The organism is Pseudomonas sp. MWU12-2319 (genome assembly GCF_023242525.1).
GTDB lineage: Bacteria > Pseudomonadota > Gammaproteobacteria > Pseudomonadales > Pseudomonadaceae > Aquipseudomonas > Aquipseudomonas gingeri_D.
Map to the genome: position 1 here is coordinate 147,786 of NZ_JALJES010000018.1, position 17,066 is coordinate 164,851.

Consider the following 17,066-nt stretch of genomic DNA (forward strand, 5'->3'; position numbering starts at 1 on the left):
CCCAATGAAGGCTTATCAAATCCTCGCCGGTAGCGGCATTGTCGGGCTCGAACCCGTCGAGCGTAGCGCCCGCACGCCCGACGCTCACGAAATCAAAGTGCGAATCGAGGCGACCTCACTCAATCACCGCGACCTCAGTTTCGCCCGGGGTCAGTTCTATAACCCGCCGAGCGAGCCGATCATCCCGATGGTGGATGGTTGCGGGGAAATCATCGCAATGGGCGAGTCGGTCACTCGCTTCAAGGTCGGTGATCGCGTCATCACCAGTTATTACCCACGCTGGATTGACGGTGCACTGTCACTGGACAAGACCGCTGTTTCGTTCGGTGCTCAATTCGACGGCACCCTCGCCGAGGAAATCGTCGCCAGCGAGACGTTTTTTGCGCGAGCCCCCGCCAGCCTGAGCGCGGCGCAGGCTGCGACCTTGTCCTGCGCGGGCGTGACCGCCTGGAACGCATTGTTTGTTGCCGGAGCCGCCAAGCCGGGCGCAAGCGTGCTGATCCTCGGCACCGGCGGTGTATCGCTGTGGGCGCTGCAACTGGCCAAGGCCGCGGGTCTATTCACCCTCGTGACCTCGTCTTCGGACGAAAAACTCGAACGGGTCAAAGCCCTCGGTGCCGACGCCACGATCAACTATCGCACAACACCGCAATGGCAGGACGAAGTCCTGCGGCTGACCGCCGGCAGCGGCGTCGACCTGGTGGTCGAAGTCGGTGGCGAAGACACCTTGGCCCGCTCGCTCAAAGCCGCCGGTCCTGGCGCAACCGTCGTCGTCATTGGTCGAGTCAGTGGTGGCGGTGGTGTATCGATCGAACCCGGCATGCTGATCGGCGGCGCCAAACGGCTGGTGGGGGTCACGGCGGGCAGCCGAGCCATGCTCGAAGACCTGGTGCGCTTCGTCGACATCAACCGGATCGTGCCGACCATCGACAAGGTCTTCCCGTTCGATGAAGCCGTTGCCGCCTACGAATACCTGCAATCAGGCCAGCACTTCGGAAAGGTCGCGATCAAGGTTCGATGATCGGTTGGCGATTTATATCGGCGATAATTTAACTAAATCCTACAATGTCAGATTTTTGTTGAATTAAAACACCAATATCAGCACTCTCTACCTCTTTACCCTTGCAAAGGTTTTCACATGGAACAGCTAGCAAAGCACTGGATCAATGGCGAGTGGATGGACAGCGGGCAACTGCGCGACAGCCTCAACCCGGCCACTGGAGAAGCCTTCGCCACGTTCTATGACGGTGGCCTGGCCGAAGCGAAAAAGGCCGTGGCGGCCGCCAGGCAGATCTTTCTCGAAAGCGACTGGAAAGTCGACGCGATGCTGCGTTCCACCGCCCTCAGTCACTTGGCCGATGCCTACGAGCGTCGTTCGCAAGAGGTGATCGACTGCCTGACCACCGAGAACGGCAAGCTGAAAACCGAGGCCGGTTTCGAAGCCATGCAGATCGTCCGCGCCCTGCGTTTTGCCGCCGGCCTGGCGCTGCACACCTTTGGTCGAGTGGCCGAACCGCGCCCAGGTACCCAATCCATGGTGCTGCGCCAGGCAGTGGGCGTGGCAGGCCTGATCGTGCCGTGGAACTCTCCGGCGTTTCTGCTGATCCGCGCCCTCGCCCCCGCCCTGGCCGCCGGGTGTACCGCCGTGGTCAAGCTGCCGGCCCAAGCGGCGCAGACCGCCTGGCTGTCCGCGCAGATACTGGCCAGCGTTCCAGAGATTCCCCGGGGCGCGGTCAATATTTTTGTCGAGAGCGGCGCGCAAGGCGCGAAGTTTCTGGTGGATTCCCCTGACGTTCCGGTGATCAGCTTCACCGGCAGCACCTCGACCGGGCGCCAGATCGCCATTGCCGGCGCCGCGCAGTTCAAGCGCATCGGCCTGGAACTGGGCGGCAAGACCCCACACCTGGTGTTTGACGATGCTGACCTTGAAGCCGCCGTGCCCGCCATCGTTGCGTCCTCGACGGTGTTTGCCGGTCAGTTCTGTGTGACCGGCAGCCGAATCTTGGTGCAGCGCGGCATCGCGGAAAAACTGAAAGAGCGGCTCGCGGAAAAACTGGCGGCCGTGCAACCGGGGCCGGCCGCGGACCCTTCCAGCCAGATGGGCCCCTTGATCGACCGCCAGGCGGCCGAACGGGTGGATCAGATGGTCAAGGTCGCGCTCGACGACGGCGCCACAGCCATCGTTCGTGGTGGCTTGATCAGCGAAGGCCTGCTGGCCGGTGGCGCGTTCTACCGTCCGACACTGCTGGAAGTGCCGGCTGCTGGAATGGCGATTTCCCGGGACGAGGTGTTTGGCCCGGTGCAGACGCTGCAAGTGTTCGACACCGAAGCTGAAGCCATCGCCATGGCCAACGACAGCGAATACGGGCTGAGCGCCTGCATCTGGAGCCGCGACGTCAACCAGCCGATTCGCGTGGCACGTCAGCTCGATGCCGGTCACATCTGCATCAACGATTGGGCCGGCATGCAAGTCGAGTTCGAAGAAGGCGGTTTCAAGAACAGCGGACAAGGCCGCCTCGGTGGCCTGGCTAGCCTGGATGACTTCATGGAGTACAAACAGATTCTGCAGGTTTTCGGCCAACGCTAAACAGGCCAGATAATGGGCGGCGCCCACATGGAACGCCGTCCGCACAGCAAACGCCGAACCGCCGGACGCCCGACTAAGTCGAAGCCTGGCGGTTCGGCGTTTGCCTGCCGACCACTTCTTTTAGATCAAGCCCCTGGTCCTGCAACACGACCTGCGCCGTATTGCGTCCCGGCAAACCGCTGATTGAGCCGCCGGGAGCCGTGCAGGCACCTGTTTGATAAAGCCCGAGGATGCCCATGCGACAAGGGGCGAAGTTCCCGCCGCGATTGTCGAAATGATGCGCGCTGCCGCGCCACATCGAAGGGTTCATCCGTTCAATATCCAAAGGACTCAGCAGGTATTGGGCGAGCAACTTATCCTTGGTCAGGTTCGTCGTGTAACCCATGTAGCGGGTCAAAACGGTATCGGCGATTTGGTCCTTGATCCTATCCCAGTGCTCCGGCCCGGCCTTGAGGTTGTAGGGCATGCAGCCTTCGATTTTCAACAACCCCTGCCCGGCCGGCACCCGCGTCTTGTCGAAAACGGATGGATGACACACCTGAAGCGGGTAGTCGGCAATGTTCAGCTCGCCATGGGCGTCGTCCGGGCTGAGGGTGAAGATGCTCGCGGGGTCTTCCATCAACGACGCCTCAACGCTGGCAATGGTTCCTCCTGAGGCCAGCGCATATTCAGGCTGCTGCGAAAAAGCAAAATGAAACTGGAACATGGCCATTTCCGGTTGCATGAGATCGACGCCATCGAGCACCGGGCTACCAAACAGTTCACGCGGAGCCATATCGATCAGGTGCTTGACATGGATGCTGGAAACCACCCCCTTGCTAGCCCGGTATTGCGTGCCATCGGCGCACTCGACGCCTTTGCATGCAGCGTTTTCTATCACCAGTTGGACAATCGGTTTGCCAGTGAGAATGACCCCGTCGTGCGCCTCGATAAAACGCCCAAGCGCCACGCTCAACATCCCGGAGCCGCCTTTGGGAATGGGCCGCCCCTTGAGGTGATCGAGCATCGAGAACGCCTGCTTGCCGGTGCCGTAATCACTGCCGTTCGGCCCGAAAAACCGCCCGCCCGACAGCGCCGCCGCACGCATCTGAGGACTTTCCCATACCGCCTTGGCGGCGGTGAAGCCGCTCATCTCGCCGAGTCGACGCAGGTAGATCCCGTCACGCGAACGGGCCGCCGCTTCGGCAGTAATTGCGGACAGACCGGCACGGGCCGTGGCTGCACGCCTGAAGGTCTGGGCATCCTTTTTTGATACCTGCTCAATGGTAGCGGCCGTACGCTCTACATCATTGCGGAACACCGTGAAGGACGCGCCATCCAGGAACGGATAGTGCAACACGACGTCCGGGTACAGGAGTTCGTAGCCGTATTGCGCCAGGTCCAGTTCATGGTCACGGATCAGGGGATTGTTGAGAATAACGCCGTGGACGCTGGAACACAGGTCTTCCTTGAAACCGGGCAGCAGCGGCTCGGTGGTCTTGCAGCCACCGCCGATCACCGAATCGCCTTCGAGGACCAATACCCGGTAGCCCGCCTTGGCCAGATAAGCGGCGCAGACCAGGCCGTTATGGCCGGCACCGGCAATCACATAGTCGAACTGCCCGGAGGGTAGTGGCGTTCGCTTTACCGCTGCCTGCGGGGTATCGCTGGCGTTGACCAGGGCGGGATCCGCAAGACCGGCGAACGCCGCCGGAATGGCCACTGCGGCCTTGAGGAAGTCTCGACGATCGATCGGCGGCATTTTCTACTCCAGGGGGCGCGATTTTGCAGTGACACTAGCGCCAATCCCCAGGAGGGATTAGGGGTCGGGTATGAAATTCACTTCCTATCGATAGCCAGGAATACAGCATGTTCAAGGCGGGCAATCCGGCCGACAAACCAGGCCGCCCTCTAGGCAATGCCCAGTTTTTTCAAGCGCGACGCCAGGGTCGTCGGCTTGATCCCCAGCAGCTCGGCGGCTCCGTCCTTGCCGAACAACTTGCCGCTGCAGGCCGCCATCGCCGCGCGCAGATTGTCGCGCTCCAGCGCCCGTAGTTCCTGCTCGGTCATGATCCGCGAATTGAGCTCGGCCAGCGGCGCCTTGCCGGGCACCACGGCATTGGGCAGATCGATATTCAGCTCCGCTCCGGGTGCCGTGATCAGCGCACGCTCGATCACATTCTGCAGTTCACGGATATTGCCCGGCCAGTCGTAGGCCTGCAGGCGGGCCATGTCGCCCTTGTTCAGACGGTGCCCGGGCATGTTCAAGCGCGCCCCGATCAGTTGGAGGAAGTGCGAGGCCAGCAAGGGAATATCGGAGCGCCGCTCGCGCAAGCTCGGCGAATGGACGGGAAACACATTCAGGCGGAAAAACAAGTCTTCGCGAAAACGCCGGGCTTGCACTTCAGCCCGCAAATCGCGATTGGTGGCGGCAATGATGCGCACATCCACGCTGCGGGTACGCTCCTCCCCTACCCGTTCGAACTGCCCCTCCTGCAGCACGCGCAACAGCTTGCTCTGCAGCTCCAGGGGAATTTCGCCAATCTCGTCGAGAAACAAGGTACCCCCATCGGCCAGCTCGAAGCGCCCGATCCGGTCGCGCACCGCCCCGGTGAAGGCCCCGCGCAGATGACCAAAAAATTCGCTCTCGAACAACTCCGCCGGAATGGCCGCGCAATTGACCCGGATCAGCGGCTGGTCACGGCGCTTGCTGGCCTGGTGAATGGCCCGGGCAATCAGCTCCTTGCCGGTGCCGGACTCACCATGGATCAGCACGTTGGCGTCGGTGGGGCCGACCACATCGATCTGTCGGACGATCTTCAGGATCGGCTCGCTCTGGCCGACGATATCGCGGTAGTTGTGCTCGATATGGATTTCTTCCTGCAGGTAGGCGTTCTGCTCTTCGAGGCGCTGCTTGAGGGCCTGCAATTCGGCCAGGGCGTTCTGCAGTTGCAGCTCCGTGGTGCGCCGCTCGGTGATATCGCGAAACACCACCACCGCCCCGACAATCCGACTGTCGCTGATCACCGGCGTGCTGGTGAACTCGACGGCAAAGGAACTGCCATCCCGACGCCAGAACACCTCCTGGCGCCCCTCATGCACCAGGCCGTCATGCACCGCCTTGTAGATCGGACACTCTTCGACCGGATAGTGGCTGCCATCGGCGTGGGAATGGTGGTGGATGCGATGGATGTTCTTGCCGATCATCTCCTCGGGAGCCCAACCCAGCATGCGCGCGCCGGCCGGGTTGACGAAGGTGGCCAGCCCTTCGCTGTCGATGCTGTAGATGCCATCCCCCACCGAACTGAGCAGTAACTGCTTGTCACGCTCGGTTTCCTGGAACAGGTTCATGATGTTGCGCCACTCGAGGAGGCCGCCACGCATGGTGCGTTCGGTTTCGGCCTGGTCGCGATGGTAGCGCTGCCGGCTTTGCTCATGCAGCACCAGGATCAGCTGCGGTTGGCCTTTGACCAGGAGTTGCGTGGCGGATATTTCGAGCTCGATGCGTTCTCCGCTCTTGCAGTTGCAACTGAGCCCGTCGGTCCAACCACGGCCCTTGTCCATCACCGCCTGGGTAAAGACGATCAGGTCCGCCAGTTGATGACCGAACAGCTTGCTGACCGGCAGTTCCAGCAACTCCTGGCGGGGGTAACCCAGCAACTGGCAGGTGGCGATGTTCAAATCGCCGAAACGGTCGCCATAGGGATTGAGCAAGGCGATGGCTTCGGCGCAATGCTCGAACACCATATGGCGGGAGGAATAGGCCAGGTCGGCCCAGCCGTTGAGGAAGTCAGTGTCGCTCATGCCTACGAAATCCCGTAACCGTCTGATGTCGAAGAAGCCTATTTATACGGAAATTCGTAACCTCCCGATAGGATCAGATTGATCTGAAAAAAGCCCATCAGAGGCGGGAATCGAACCCGTATCAAGCGACACCCGATAGTTGAGAAAAATGGAATGATGTTGTCCGTTTCAACCTCATTATTTTTTTGAAAATACGGTTCACCATGGCGCCCGCTCGCCCACCCTCCTCCGGAAACACGACATGCCCATTCGATCGCCAGCCAAACCGCAATGACGCTCACCCCACACCCAGGCAGGGCGGCGATACGTCGGTGCCTGCTGATTGCAACCCTTGGACTGCTCACAGCGATAACGCTTGTAGCATGCAGTGCAACACGACGCCCCGATGCCACACAGGAGATGACCATGAAACCCTCCATTACGTATCTGCATCTGCTGCGGCACACGCCGTTTTTCACGGCGCTGTCGACTGAGCAATTGCAGTGGGTGATCGATCATTCGCAGGAATGGGAAACCGAGGAGGCAACGGTCGTCGCCAAGAGCGATCGGACTGGCACCTCGGCCACGGACTACTGGATCCTGCTCGACGGCGAATGGCGAGTGGACTACCACGGCCGTTGGTTTCCCAGCGGACACGCCGATCCTGGCAAGTGGTTCAATATCCGCGAAGCCCAGGGGGCGAACTGCGCATTGATCACCACCGAACGCAGTTACGTGATGCGTATCACCGAGGCCGACATGAACACGATGCTGGAGAAAGGCTTTGCCTTCGGCCCGCACCTTTATAGTGGTCGCGCCTACTATGGCCCGCTATTTCATCCCAACGCCCAAGCGTTGCAGCCGTCGGCCCCTTAAGGAACCGAGTCACTCGCCCCACGATACGAACTCTCGTCGAACCCACTACGAAAAATCGTATTACTACGTAATTACGTAGCCGATCCATGGCTCAAAATCCTTTCGAAGTCGTCCTGAAATTAAAAAATATCTATATCTTTCAAACAGATAAAAACAGCCTTCAGGCGCCCTAAAAAACTGGCACGTCCTTCGCTCTAGCCCTTGCAACGATCCGCCACTCCCGGCCATCGATAACAGCAACCCTAACGGAGACGACAACATGCCAAACGTGGACATTGCCCATTACCAGGACGGCGATTTTCTCGTCAACTACGAAGAGAAAGTCTTCGAAGACGTCAAAGCCGAACCGGGCGCCAAGGCCCTGATGACCTTCCACACCATCGCCTTCGAAGGGTCCATCGGCCTGGTCAACCTGCTGCAAGCCAAACGCCTGCTGCGCAAAGGCTTCGAAACCAAGATCCTGCTCTACGGACCTGGCGTGCAACTGGGCGTACAGCGCGGCTTTCCGACCCTCGGCGCCGAAGCCTTCCCCGGCCATCTGGCCGTGAACAACCAGATCAAGGCCTTCATGGCCGAAGGCGGTGAGGTCTACGCCTGTCGCTTCGCCCTGCAAGCCCTTTACGGCCAGACCGAAAAAGCCCTGATCGAAGGCATCCGCCCCATCAACCCGCTGGACGTGATGGATCTGCGCCTGCTGATGCGGCGTGACGGCGCCATGATCATCGATACCTGGACCGCGTAAGGCAGCCCCCGGACTCGTAAAAGGAACCGGGTTTGCGTGCGATGGCGCGTTCGAACGCCATCGCCACGTCCAACGCCATTCAACAGCCGATCTCCCGACAGGAATCTCTGACATGCCCACTATCCGCGCCGCCGCCGTCCAGTTCAGCCCCGTGCTGTATTCCCGTGAAGCCACGGTGGCGAAGCTCTGCAGCACGCTCCTGGACCTGGGCCGCGAGGGCGTTCAGTTCGCGGTGTTCCCGGAAACCGTGGTGCCTTACTACCCCTATTTCTCCTTTGTCCAACCGCCCTTCGCGATGGGCAGGGAACATCTGCAACTGCTGGGACAATCGGTCAGCGTGCCGTCCGATGTGACCCGACAACTGGGCGAGGCCTGCCGGGAAGCCTGGATCGTCGCCTGCATCGGCGTCAACGAACGGGACGGCGGCACGCTCTACAACGCCCAGTTGCTGTTCGATGCCGACGGCACGCTGATTCAACACCGCCGCAAAATCACCCCCACCTACCACGAGCGCATGGTCTGGGGCCAAGGCGATGGCGCCGGCCTGCGCGCCACCGACAGTGCCGTAGGGCGCATCGGTGCGCTGGCCTGCTGGGAGCATTACAACCCGTTGGCACGCTATGCGTTGATGGCCGACGGCGAGCAAATCCACGCGGCGATGTTCCCCGGTTCCCTGGTCGGACAGATCTTCGCCGAGCAGATTGAAGTCACCATCCGCCACCATGCCCTGGAATCCGGCTGTTTCGTGGTCAATGCCACGGCGTGGCTGGACCCCGGACAACAGGCCCGGATCATGGCCGACACCGGCTGTGCCCTGGAGCCGATTTCCGGTGGCTGCTTCACCGCCATTGTCTCGCCGGAAGGCAAGCTGCTGGGTGAGCCATTGCGCAGTGGTGAAGGCGTGGTGATTGCCGACCTCGACTTCAACCTGATCAATAAACGCAAGCGGATGATGGACTCGGTCGGGCATTACAGCCGCCCGGAATTGCTCAGCCTACTGATTGATCGGCGCCCGACCGCACACCTGCATGAGCGGCGCGAAAGCTTCGAGGGGCAGGCCCATGAATAACCTGATCGCGTCCTCTGCCCGCAGTGACCTGCTGGCCGAACTGCAATGCCACGGCGTGCGCTGGCAAGGCGCCGACGGCCTGTCGCGCAAAGGTGGCGCCGGGCCTTCGGACCATAAGGCGCTGAGCCTGGGCGAACACACCGCCATGGTGCCGATGCTCAACCGCGCCTCCCTGGACTCGCCCTACTCCGCCATTCCCGATGCGGCCGGGAGCCAGGCGTTGATCTTTCGCGAAGGCCTGCAGGTGGGCCAGGTGCAATTGCCCGGGGTGCCGAACTTTTATGCCCTGAGCACCGCGGACGGCACGCCCTACTGGAAAGTCGCCACCCTGCACAGCAAGGACGTGCTGGCGACCACGATCCTGCAGCACTGCATCCGCATGAACGACGCCGCCACTTCATGCCAGTTCTGCGCCATCGGCCAGTCTCTCGCCGCGGGCAAGACCATTGCCCGCAAGCGCCCGACACAGCTGGCTGAAGTCGCCAAGGCCGCCGTCGAACTGGATGGCGTCAAGCACATGGTCATGACCACTGGTACCCCACAGACCTCCGACCGGGGCGCGGCCATCCTCTGCGAGTCGGCGGCGGCCGTGACCGCCGTCGTCGACCTGCCGATTCAGGCCCAATGTGAGCCGCCGGACGACGATGTCTGGTTCCAGCGCCTCAAGGACAGCGGCGTGGTCTCGCTGGGCATGCACCTGGAGGCGGTCAGCGACGCCGTGCGCCAACGCATCATGCCGGGCAAGGCCGAGGTGCCGCTGGCACGTTACTTCAGCGCGTTCGAGGCCGCCGTCCAGGTCTTTGGCCGCGGCCAGGTCAGCACCTACATCCTCGCCGGCCTGGGCGATAGCGAAGACGCCATCGCGCAGATGAGCGAACGCCTGGCCAGTCTCGGGGTGTACCCCTTCGTCGTGCCGTTCGTGCCCATCGATGGCACGCCCCTGGCCCATCACCCCAAGCCCGACAGCGCCTTCATGCAACGGCTCTATCCGCGCATCGGCGCCAGCCTGCGCAAGCACGGCCTGCACTCGGATCAGATCAACGCCGGCTGCGCCAAATGCGGCGCCTGCTCGGCCCTGAAACACCACGAGTAACCGGAGTAGCCGCCATGGCCGAACATGCCTTTGCCTTGATCGACAGCACCTTCAGTGACTTTCTCGCCGACGACCTGCTGGTCAAGCCCGCCGCCGAAGCCTGGGAGCGCCAGGACTATTACGCGTTGCGCCGAGCCGTATTCAGCACCGAGCAACAACTGCTGGCCCAGGACAAGGACGAAAAGGACTTCCAGGCCATCCCCATCGTTGCCGTGGCCCATCACTGCGGCATGCCCGAGCAGGTGGTCGGCGCCGTTCGTATCTATGAGAGCGCCCCCGGCGTCTGGTATGGCGGGCGCCTGTGTGTCGAGCAGGCCTACCGGCGTCACGGCATGATCGGCAAGGCGCTGGTCAACGAAGCCGTATCGCGGGCCATCGACCTCGGCTGCCAGACCTTCCTGGCCACCGTGCAGCACGCCAACGAAAGCTACTTCCACAGCCTGCACTGGCGGACCCTGCAACCCATGGATTTGCTCGGCCAGCCGCACTGTCTGATGCAGGCACGGCTGGAGTGCTATCCCTTCATGCCACGGCAAGTCGCGCTGTTGCCCCGCAAGGTCCGCCAGCATGGCTAATCCGACACTCGCCGAAACGCCCCTGCAAGACCTGCTGGCAACTCTGCGCGACACCCCGGCGATGCGTGCCAAGCAAGCCATCCAGCACCCGGCGCGGGCACTGCCGAGCACGGCGGCCAGCCGCGACGATCTCTACGCCTTGCCAGGCGACGACACCGCGGCGATTCGCTGCGGCGACCAGTACCAACTGCTCGCCATCGAGGGCATGATCCCGGCCTTTGTCGAACAGGCGCCCTGGTTCGCCGGCTGGTCGGCGGTCATGGCCAATGTCAGCGACATCACTGCCATGGGCGGTCGCGCCAACGCCGTGGTCAACGCCTATTGGCACCATGACAGCCTGGCCGCCGACAGCGTGCTGGCCGGTATCCGTGATGCCTGTCAGGCCTACGGCCTGATCCTCGCCGGCGGCCACACCAGCCAGGCCGCGGGCAACCCGGCGGCACTGGCGGTGGCGATCAGCGGCTGGGCCCGCAGTCTGTTGTCGACCCTGCACGTCGCACCAGGCCAGATCATCGCCATGGCCGTGGACCTTGACGGCCAGTGGCACGGTCAAGCGCCCTACTGGAAAGCCTTCGAAAACGTGCCCGCCGAGCACCTGCGGGAAAAACTCGAAGTCATCCCGCGCCTGGCCGAAGCCGGTCTCCTGCTGGCCGCCAAGGACATCAGCAACGCCGGGATTCTCGGCACCTTGCTGATGCTGCTGGAGCCTCGCCACTGCGGTGCGCAAATCGACCTCGGCGCCCTGCCCATGCCCGCCGGTGCGCCCCTGGAACGTTGGCTGCAAGCCTTCCCCAGCTACGGTTTCCTGCTCACCCTGGCGCGCAAGGACCTGGCCACCGTCGAGGCCGCCTTTGCCTTCGAAGGCATTCACTGCGCCGCCATCGGCACGGTCGATGACAGCGCCCGACTGCGGGTCAGCCAGGGCAAGGAACAGCATGAGTTCTGGGACCTGGCCAGCCAGCCTTTCACCGGATTCAGCTACCCCGAATTCCAACATTCAGCCGTCTCAAAGGAACACTGACATGCCCGCCGTCAACATTCGCCTGCGCTGGCCCGATGGCCAGGAAAGCAACGCCTACTCCCCCTCGACCATCATCTACGAGCACCTCGAAGCAGGCCGTTCCTACGTCATGGGCGAGTTTCTGCACCGGGCGGAAACCGGCCTGAACGCGGCTTCGGAACGGGTCAGACTGGTCAAGGGGTTCTATTGCAGTTCGGCCATGGACAGCCTGGGCGGCCTGCGCTTGAGGGCCCGGGCCTTTGCCGATCCGGACGCGCAAGTGCAGGTACTGGACATCAGCAACCAGGGCGCTGGCAAGGTTCACTACTCAGGCTTTGGCGATCTCTGACCGCTCCGCTCATCCCTCAGGAGGATTTCAACATGACACACTACAAAACCATCGTCGTCGGCGGCGGCCAGGCCGGACTTTGCGCCAGCTATTACCTGCAGGAACGGGACATCGACCATCTGGTCCTGGAAAAACACAGCCTGACGCACACCTGGCGCAACCAGCGCTGGGATGCCTTTTGCCTGGTGACGCCGAACTGGCAGTGCGCCCTGCCCGGCCATCCTTATGCGGGTGACGATCCCCATGGCTTCATGAAAAAAGCCCAGATCATCGACTACCTCGACGGTTTTATCGCCAAGGTCAAGGCTCCGGCCAAGGAAGGGGTGGCGGTGCTGCGCATGAGCGCACGCGCCGAGGGTGGCTACCTGCTCAACACCTCGGTGGGGGACTTCACGGCCGACCAGGTGATTGTGGCCAGCGGCGGCTACCACACGCCAATCATCCCGCGACTGGCCGAACGCCTGCCTGCCGCGATCAGCCAGATTCACTCCGAGCAGTACCGCAGCCCCCAGGCCTTGCCCGAAGGCGCGGTGCTGGTGGTCGGTTCCGGGCAATCCGGGGCGCAGATCGCCGAGGACCTGCACCTGGCCGGGCGCAAGGTGTTCCTGGCGGTCGGCGAAGCGCCGCGTTGCGCCCGCTTCTATCGCGGCCAGGATGTGGTCGACTGGCTGGCGCAGATGGGCTACTACGATATCGGCGTCGACACCCATCCACTGCGCGAGGGCGTACGCGATAACACCAACCATTACGTCACCGGGCGTGACGGCGGGCGCGATATCGACTTGCGACGCTTCGCCAGCGAAGGCATGGAACTGTTCGGCCGGCTGGACCGCCTGGACGGCAGCACACTGAAATTCGCCGGCGACCTGGAAGCCAACCTGGATGCCGCCGACGCGGTGTACAACCGCATCAACCGCAGTATCGACAAATACATTGCCGATAACGCCATCGATGCACCGCCCGGCACGCCTTACATCCCGCTCTGGGCCCCCCAGGCCGAAAGACGCGAACTGGACCTGGCGGACAGCGGCATCACCAGCATCATCTGGTGTATCGGCTTCCAACCGGACTTCAGTTGGGTCGATGTACCGGTGTTCAACGGCCGCAGCTATCCCGGCCACCGCCGTGGGGTTACCGCGCAACCGGGTTTGTATTTCCTCGGCCTGCCCTGGCTGCACACCTGGGGCTCCGGCAGGTTCTCGGGTATTGCCCGGGACGCGCAATACCTGGTGGAGCACCTGGCGGCGCGACAAGGCTGATGGATCGGCCCACCCCTTTCTTTACAGTCTGAAATCCTCGACCAGCCCCTGAAGGCCGACGGCCAGCCGGGAAAGCTCGCCACTGACAATGGACGTCTGGTGCGAGCCGGTCGCCGTTTGCGCCGACAGGTCACGAATGCTGACCAGGCTTCGATCCACTTCCCGGGCGACCTGCGCCTGCTCCTCGGCCGCCGTCGAGATCAGCAGGTTGCGCTCGTTGATCTGCTGGATCGACTCGGTGATCTCGCTCAAGGCCTGGCCCGCGGCCTCGGCCAGGCGCAAGGTTTTTTCCGCCTGCACGGTGGTCTGGTCCATGGACGCCACGGCATTGCCGGTCCCGGACTGGATGTCGCCGATCATCGTCTCGATTTCCTCGGTAGAGACCTGGGTACGATGGGCCAGCGCCCGTACCTCGTCCGCCACCACCGCAAAACCGCGCCCGGCCTCGCCGGCACGGGCGGCCTCGATCGCCGCGTTCAGGGCCAGCAGATTGGTCTGCTCGGCGATGGCGCGGATCACATCCATCACCTTGCTGATATCCACGGCCATCACCGACAGCCTTTTCACATCACTGGACGTGGATTGCACGCTCGACACCATCAGGCCAATGGCGCCGAGGGTGTCATCAACGCGACTGCGACCGCTCGAAGCCGTCACGCTTGAGGTGGTCGCCGCAGCCGAGGCCTGCGCCGCGTTGCTGGCCACTTCATCGACCGCGGCGCTCATCTCGGTGACCGCCGTGGCGGCCATGGCGATTTCATTGTCCTGGCGAACCATCCCCCTGGCGGCCTCCTCCGTCACCGCCTGCAGCTGCTCGGCGGTCGCGGCCAACTGGGTCGACGACCCGCCAATCCGGGTGATGGTCTCGCGGAGGTTGGCCTGCATGGTGGCCAGCGCCAGCAACAGTTGCGCCAGTTCATCCGAGCCTTTCACCACAATGGGCTGGCTGAGATCGTTACGGGCAATACGCCGGGCGATCTCCAGGGACTGGTTCAGAGGCGCCATGACACTACGGGTGTACAGCCAGGCCAACAGCAGCGTGGCAATCAATGACACCAGGATCAGCGCACTGACCATGATCCGTGTTTGCCGATAGACAGCGTTTGCCGCCTCGCCGGCATCCCTGGCCTTGAGTTGACCCTGCTCGATCAGGGCCCGGATACCGGAGGACACCTTGTCGATCCTGGGGCGCACCTGCGCCTGGGTAAAGCGATTGGCGCCGATCAAATCGTTGGCCGTCATAAAGGCCAGGTACTGGTCTTCGATGACATTGAAGGCCCGTATGCTGGCTTCCAACTCGTCGAACAACGCTCGATCCTTCGACGTCACAATCAGCGCTGACAGGCGCTTCATCTTCTCCCCGGTACTAACACGTAGCACCGCTATCTCCTCCAGGCTATGGGCATTGACTTCTTCGGTTTCGAGCGGGTTACGCAAGTGGGCATTGTCAGTGCGGACCAGGACAACATTTTTATCGAGTTCTCCCAGGACCTGGACAGTCGGCAGGACACTGCCCTCGACGAGGCCTTCAGCATCATTCAGTGCAGAGGCCTGTCTCAAGGCGAATAAGCCCATGCCAATGATCAACAGGCAAAAAAGTCCAAAACAAACAACCGAACGCGGCGCGAGATTCAGCTTTCTGAGAAGCATATATCACTCCAGGCAAATAAATTGGGCACGAGCGCCGGCCCTCGCGGACGAACAACCTGAACCTGTTGCTCGCCCGCGGAGGACTGTCTGGCTCAACCGCGATGACGTCGGCGGAAGTAGTCGACCAGGCCCTGGGTCGAGCCATCGTCGGCGGGAGAAATATCGAAGCCGGTCAGGCGGGTGTAGACGTTCGTGCCCAAGTCCTTGCCCAACTCCACGCCCCACTGATCGAAAGAGTTGATGCCCCACACCACGCCTTGCACAAAAACCTTGTGCTCATACAACGCGATCAACGCGCCAAGACGTCGGGGATCCAGAGTCTCCATCACCAGGGTGTTACTGGGACGGTTGCCCGGGATCACCTTGTGCGGTGCCAGGCGCTGCACATTGGCTTTCGACAGGCCCTTGGCGCGCAACTCGACCTCGACCTCCTTCAGGCTCTTGCCGCACATCAGCGCCTGGCTCTGCGACAGGCAGTTGGCGTACAGCCAGTGATGATGGTCGGCGACCGGCTTGTGACTGACCACCGGAACGATAAAGTCCGCAGGGATCAACGCCGTGCCTTGATGCAGCAATTGGTGATAGGCATGCTGGCCATTGCAGCCGACACCGCCCCAGATCACCGGCCCGGTAGCGCAGGACAGCGGCGAGCCATCCTGGCGCACGCTCTTGCCACTGGACTCCATATCCATCTGCTGCAGGTGTTTGACAAAGTTGCGCAGGTAATGGTCGTAGGGCAGGAAGGCATGGGCCTGGGCCTCCCAGAAATTGCGATACCAAATGCCCAGTATCGCCAGCAGCACCGGCATATTGCTTTCGAACGGCTGATGGAGGAAGTGCAGGTCCATGGCATGGGCACCGGAGAGCAACTCCTTGAAATTCGTCATGCCGATGGCCAGGGCAATCGGCAAACCGATCGCCGACCATAACGAATAACGGCCACCGACCCAGTCCCACATGGGGAAGATGTTCTTCTCACGGATGCCGAAATCGAGCGCCGCCTGGCGGTTGCTGGTGACGGCAATAAAGTGCCGGTAGAGCTTATGCTCGTTACCGCCGCTGCTCAGGAACCAGGCGCGCGCAGCCTGGGCGTTCTTCAAGGTCTCCAGGGTGGCGAAGGACTTGCTGGAGACGATGAACAGCGTGGTTTCGGCATCCAGCCGCGCCGTCAGCTCATGGAACTCGCTGCCGTCGATATTCGCCAGGTAATGGCAGCGCACCCCGGACTGCTGGCTGTAGGGCAAGAGCGCCTCGGACACCAGCTCCGGCCCCAGGAAAGAGCCGCCGATGCCGATATTGACCACATCGCTGATCGCCTTGTCGCTGTAGCCACGCCATAACCGGCTGTGAATGCGGCCGACAATATCGGTCATTTTTGCCAGGGTGTCGTGGACATCGCGCATCAGGTTATGTCCGTCGACCATCACCCGATCCCCCACCGGTCGGCGCAAGGCGGTATGCAGTGCCGGGCGGCGCTCCGACGCGTTGACCGGCTCACCGTCGAACATCGCCTGGACCGCTTGCGCCACCCCGGCCTCCCGCGCCAGGCGGACCAACAACCCGCGGGTTTCCCGGGTAATCAGGTTCTTCGAGTAATCCAGGAACAGCCCACAAGCGGAAACGGAAAACTCGTTGAAACGCCCGGCGTCAGCCTGGAACGCCTCGCGCATGTTGAAGTGCTGCATGGTCAGCCGATGCGCCTCAAGCGCCTGCCAGGAGGCCAGGCCGGTCGCATCGAGGGGGTGCAGATAGTGTTTGGCCGGGTAGTGTCCGTCAGGCGCCAGTTGCGGCGCCTGTACGGTCATTCCCCCACCCGCGGCTTGACCAGCAGGGCTTGCGCTGTTTCAAGCAGGTTGTGCAGGGTAATGCCGAAGTGTTCGAACAAGGCTGGCGCAGGCGCCGACTCGCCGTAGGTGGTCATGCCGATCACACGACCTTCCAGGCCCACGTACTTGTACCAGTAGTCGGCATGGGCGGCTTCGATGGCAATGCGCGCTCCGATCTGCAGCGGCAACACCGCCTGCTTGTAGCTCGCATCCTGGGCATCGAAAATGCTGGTGCACGGCATCGACACCACACGAACCTTGCGGCCCTGCTCGGTCAG

15 protein-coding genes are annotated in these 17,066 nt (G+C 62.3%); 10 read left to right on the plus strand and 5 right to left on the minus strand.

Features of this window, described 5'->3' with window-relative positions:
- Positions 1-4 precede the first annotated feature (4 nt).
- Both M5C01_RS26040 and M5C01_RS26045 read left to right on the plus strand, forming a co-directional pair.
- Positions 5-1,021: an NAD(P)-dependent alcohol dehydrogenase gene (locus M5C01_RS26040; protein WP_152741456.1), complete on the plus strand. Its 1,017-nt coding sequence runs from the start codon at positions 5-7 to the stop codon at positions 1,019-1,021.
- Between the two features lie 117 nt (positions 1,022-1,138).
- The gene (locus M5C01_RS26045) at positions 1,139-2,587 is read left to right on the plus strand and encodes an aldehyde dehydrogenase family protein (protein WP_152741457.1); all 1,449 of its coding nucleotides are present in this window, start codon (positions 1,139-1,141) and stop codon (positions 2,585-2,587) included.
- A 73-nt stretch (positions 2,588-2,660) separates the two neighbouring features.
- Here M5C01_RS26045 and M5C01_RS26050 read toward each other — a convergent pair whose 3' ends face one another.
- The gene (locus M5C01_RS26050; RefSeq protein WP_248764411.1) at positions 2,661-4,289 is read right to left on the minus strand and encodes an NAD(P)/FAD-dependent oxidoreductase; all 1,629 of its coding nucleotides are present in this window, start codon (positions 4,287-4,289) and stop codon (positions 2,661-2,663) included.
- A 188-nt stretch (positions 4,290-4,477) separates the two neighbouring features.
- Positions 4,478-6,370: a sigma 54-interacting transcriptional regulator gene (locus M5C01_RS26055; RefSeq protein ID WP_152741459.1), complete on the minus strand. Its 1,893-nt coding sequence runs from the start codon at positions 6,368-6,370 to the stop codon at positions 4,478-4,480.
- Between the two features lie 405 nt (positions 6,371-6,775).
- On the opposite strand from M5C01_RS26055, the gene M5C01_RS26060 reads away from it, so the two are divergent.
- The 8 genes from M5C01_RS26060 (at position 6,776) to M5C01_RS26095 (ending at position 13,312) form a co-directional block, all read left to right on the plus strand.
- On the plus strand, positions 6,776-7,225 hold the full coding sequence (locus M5C01_RS26060; RefSeq protein ID WP_152741460.1) for a hypothetical protein: 450 nt from the start codon (positions 6,776-6,778) through the stop codon (positions 7,223-7,225).
- 259 nt (positions 7,226-7,484) lie between these two features.
- A complete protein-coding gene (locus M5C01_RS26065) occupies positions 7,485-7,967 on the plus strand; it encodes an MSMEG_0572/Sll0783 family nitrogen starvation response protein (RefSeq protein ID WP_152741461.1) in 483 nt (160 codons plus the stop codon).
- Positions 7,968-8,079: 112 nt separating this feature from the next.
- A complete protein-coding gene (locus tag M5C01_RS26070; protein ID WP_152741462.1) occupies positions 8,080-9,036 on the plus strand; it encodes a Nit6803 family nitrilase in 957 nt (318 codons plus the stop codon).
- Entirely contained in the window at positions 9,029-10,129 is a 1,101-nt protein-coding gene (locus tag M5C01_RS26075; protein ID WP_152741463.1) for an MSMEG_0568 family radical SAM protein, read from the plus strand. The genes M5C01_RS26070 and M5C01_RS26075 overlap by 8 nt, the downstream gene beginning before the upstream one ends.
- A gap of 14 nt (positions 10,130-10,143) precedes the next feature.
- A complete protein-coding gene (locus M5C01_RS26080) occupies positions 10,144-10,704 on the plus strand; it encodes an MSMEG_0567/Sll0786 family nitrogen starvation N-acetyltransferase (protein WP_152741464.1) in 561 nt (186 codons plus the stop codon).
- Positions 10,697-11,725, plus strand: coding sequence for a sll0787 family AIR synthase-like protein (locus M5C01_RS26085; RefSeq protein WP_152741465.1), 1,029 nt, complete (start codon positions 10,697-10,699; stop codon positions 11,723-11,725). The genes M5C01_RS26080 and M5C01_RS26085 overlap by 8 nt, the downstream gene beginning before the upstream one ends.
- 1 nt (position 11,726) lies before the next feature.
- Complete coding sequence (locus tag M5C01_RS26090) at positions 11,727-12,053, plus strand: MSMEG_0570 family nitrogen starvation response protein (RefSeq protein ID WP_152741466.1); 327 nt, start codon at positions 11,727-11,729, stop codon at positions 12,051-12,053.
- A gap of 32 nt (positions 12,054-12,085) precedes the next feature.
- The gene (locus M5C01_RS26095) at positions 12,086-13,312 is read left to right on the plus strand and encodes an MSMEG_0569 family flavin-dependent oxidoreductase (RefSeq protein WP_152741467.1); all 1,227 of its coding nucleotides are present in this window, start codon (positions 12,086-12,088) and stop codon (positions 13,310-13,312) included.
- 21 nt (positions 13,313-13,333) lie between these two features.
- On the opposite strand, the gene M5C01_RS26100 is transcribed toward M5C01_RS26095, so the two are convergent.
- The 3 genes from M5C01_RS26100 to M5C01_RS26110 all read right to left on the minus strand — a co-directional run.
- A complete protein-coding gene (locus tag M5C01_RS26100; protein ID WP_152741468.1) occupies positions 13,334-14,962 on the minus strand; it encodes a methyl-accepting chemotaxis protein in 1,629 nt (542 codons plus the stop codon).
- 92 nt (positions 14,963-15,054) lie between these two features.
- The gene (gene pgi / locus M5C01_RS26105; RefSeq protein ID WP_152741469.1) at positions 15,055-16,767 is read right to left on the minus strand and encodes a glucose-6-phosphate isomerase; all 1,713 of its coding nucleotides are present in this window, start codon (positions 16,765-16,767) and stop codon (positions 15,055-15,057) included.
- On the minus strand, positions 16,764-17,066 hold a 303-nt coding region (locus tag M5C01_RS26110), incomplete at its 5' end, for a transketolase C-terminal domain-containing protein (RefSeq protein ID WP_283094130.1). The genes pgi and M5C01_RS26110, both read right to left, overlap by 4 nt.

Bases quoted from the DNA above. Each gene is read 5' to 3' on its own strand.
- M5C01_RS26075 (WP_152741463.1), top strand. From the start codon at position 9,029: ATGAATAACCTGATCGCGTCCTCTGCCCGCAGTGACCTGCTGGCCGAA.
- M5C01_RS26090 (WP_152741466.1), top strand. From the start codon at position 11,727: ATGCCCGCCGTCAACATTCGCCTGCGCTGGCCCGATGGCCAGGAAAGC.
- M5C01_RS26095 (WP_152741467.1), top strand. From the start codon at position 12,086: ATGACACACTACAAAACCATCGTCGTCGGCGGCGGCCAGGCCGGACTT.
- M5C01_RS26040 (WP_152741456.1), top strand. From the start codon at position 5: ATGAAGGCTTATCAAATCCTCGCCGGTAGCGGCATTGTCGGGCTCGAA.
- M5C01_RS26065 (WP_152741461.1), top strand. From the start codon at position 7,485: ATGCCAAACGTGGACATTGCCCATTACCAGGACGGCGATTTTCTCGTC.
- pgi (WP_152741469.1), bottom strand. From the start codon at position 16,767: ATGACCGTACAGGCGCCGCAACTGGCGCCTGACGGACACTACCCGGCC.
- M5C01_RS26060 (WP_152741460.1), top strand. From the start codon at position 6,776: ATGAAACCCTCCATTACGTATCTGCATCTGCTGCGGCACACGCCGTTT.
- M5C01_RS26070 (WP_152741462.1), top strand. From the start codon at position 8,080: ATGCCCACTATCCGCGCCGCCGCCGTCCAGTTCAGCCCCGTGCTGTAT.
- M5C01_RS26100 (WP_152741468.1), bottom strand. From the start codon at position 14,962: ATGCTTCTCAGAAAGCTGAATCTCGCGCCGCGTTCGGTTGTTTGTTTT.
- M5C01_RS26080 (WP_152741464.1), top strand. From the start codon at position 10,144: ATGGCCGAACATGCCTTTGCCTTGATCGACAGCACCTTCAGTGACTTT.
- M5C01_RS26085 (WP_152741465.1), top strand. From the start codon at position 10,697: ATGGCTAATCCGACACTCGCCGAAACGCCCCTGCAAGACCTGCTGGCA.
- M5C01_RS26055 (WP_152741459.1), bottom strand. From the start codon at position 6,370: ATGAGCGACACTGACTTCCTCAACGGCTGGGCCGACCTGGCCTATTCC.
- M5C01_RS26045 (WP_152741457.1), top strand. From the start codon at position 1,139: ATGGAACAGCTAGCAAAGCACTGGATCAATGGCGAGTGGATGGACAGC.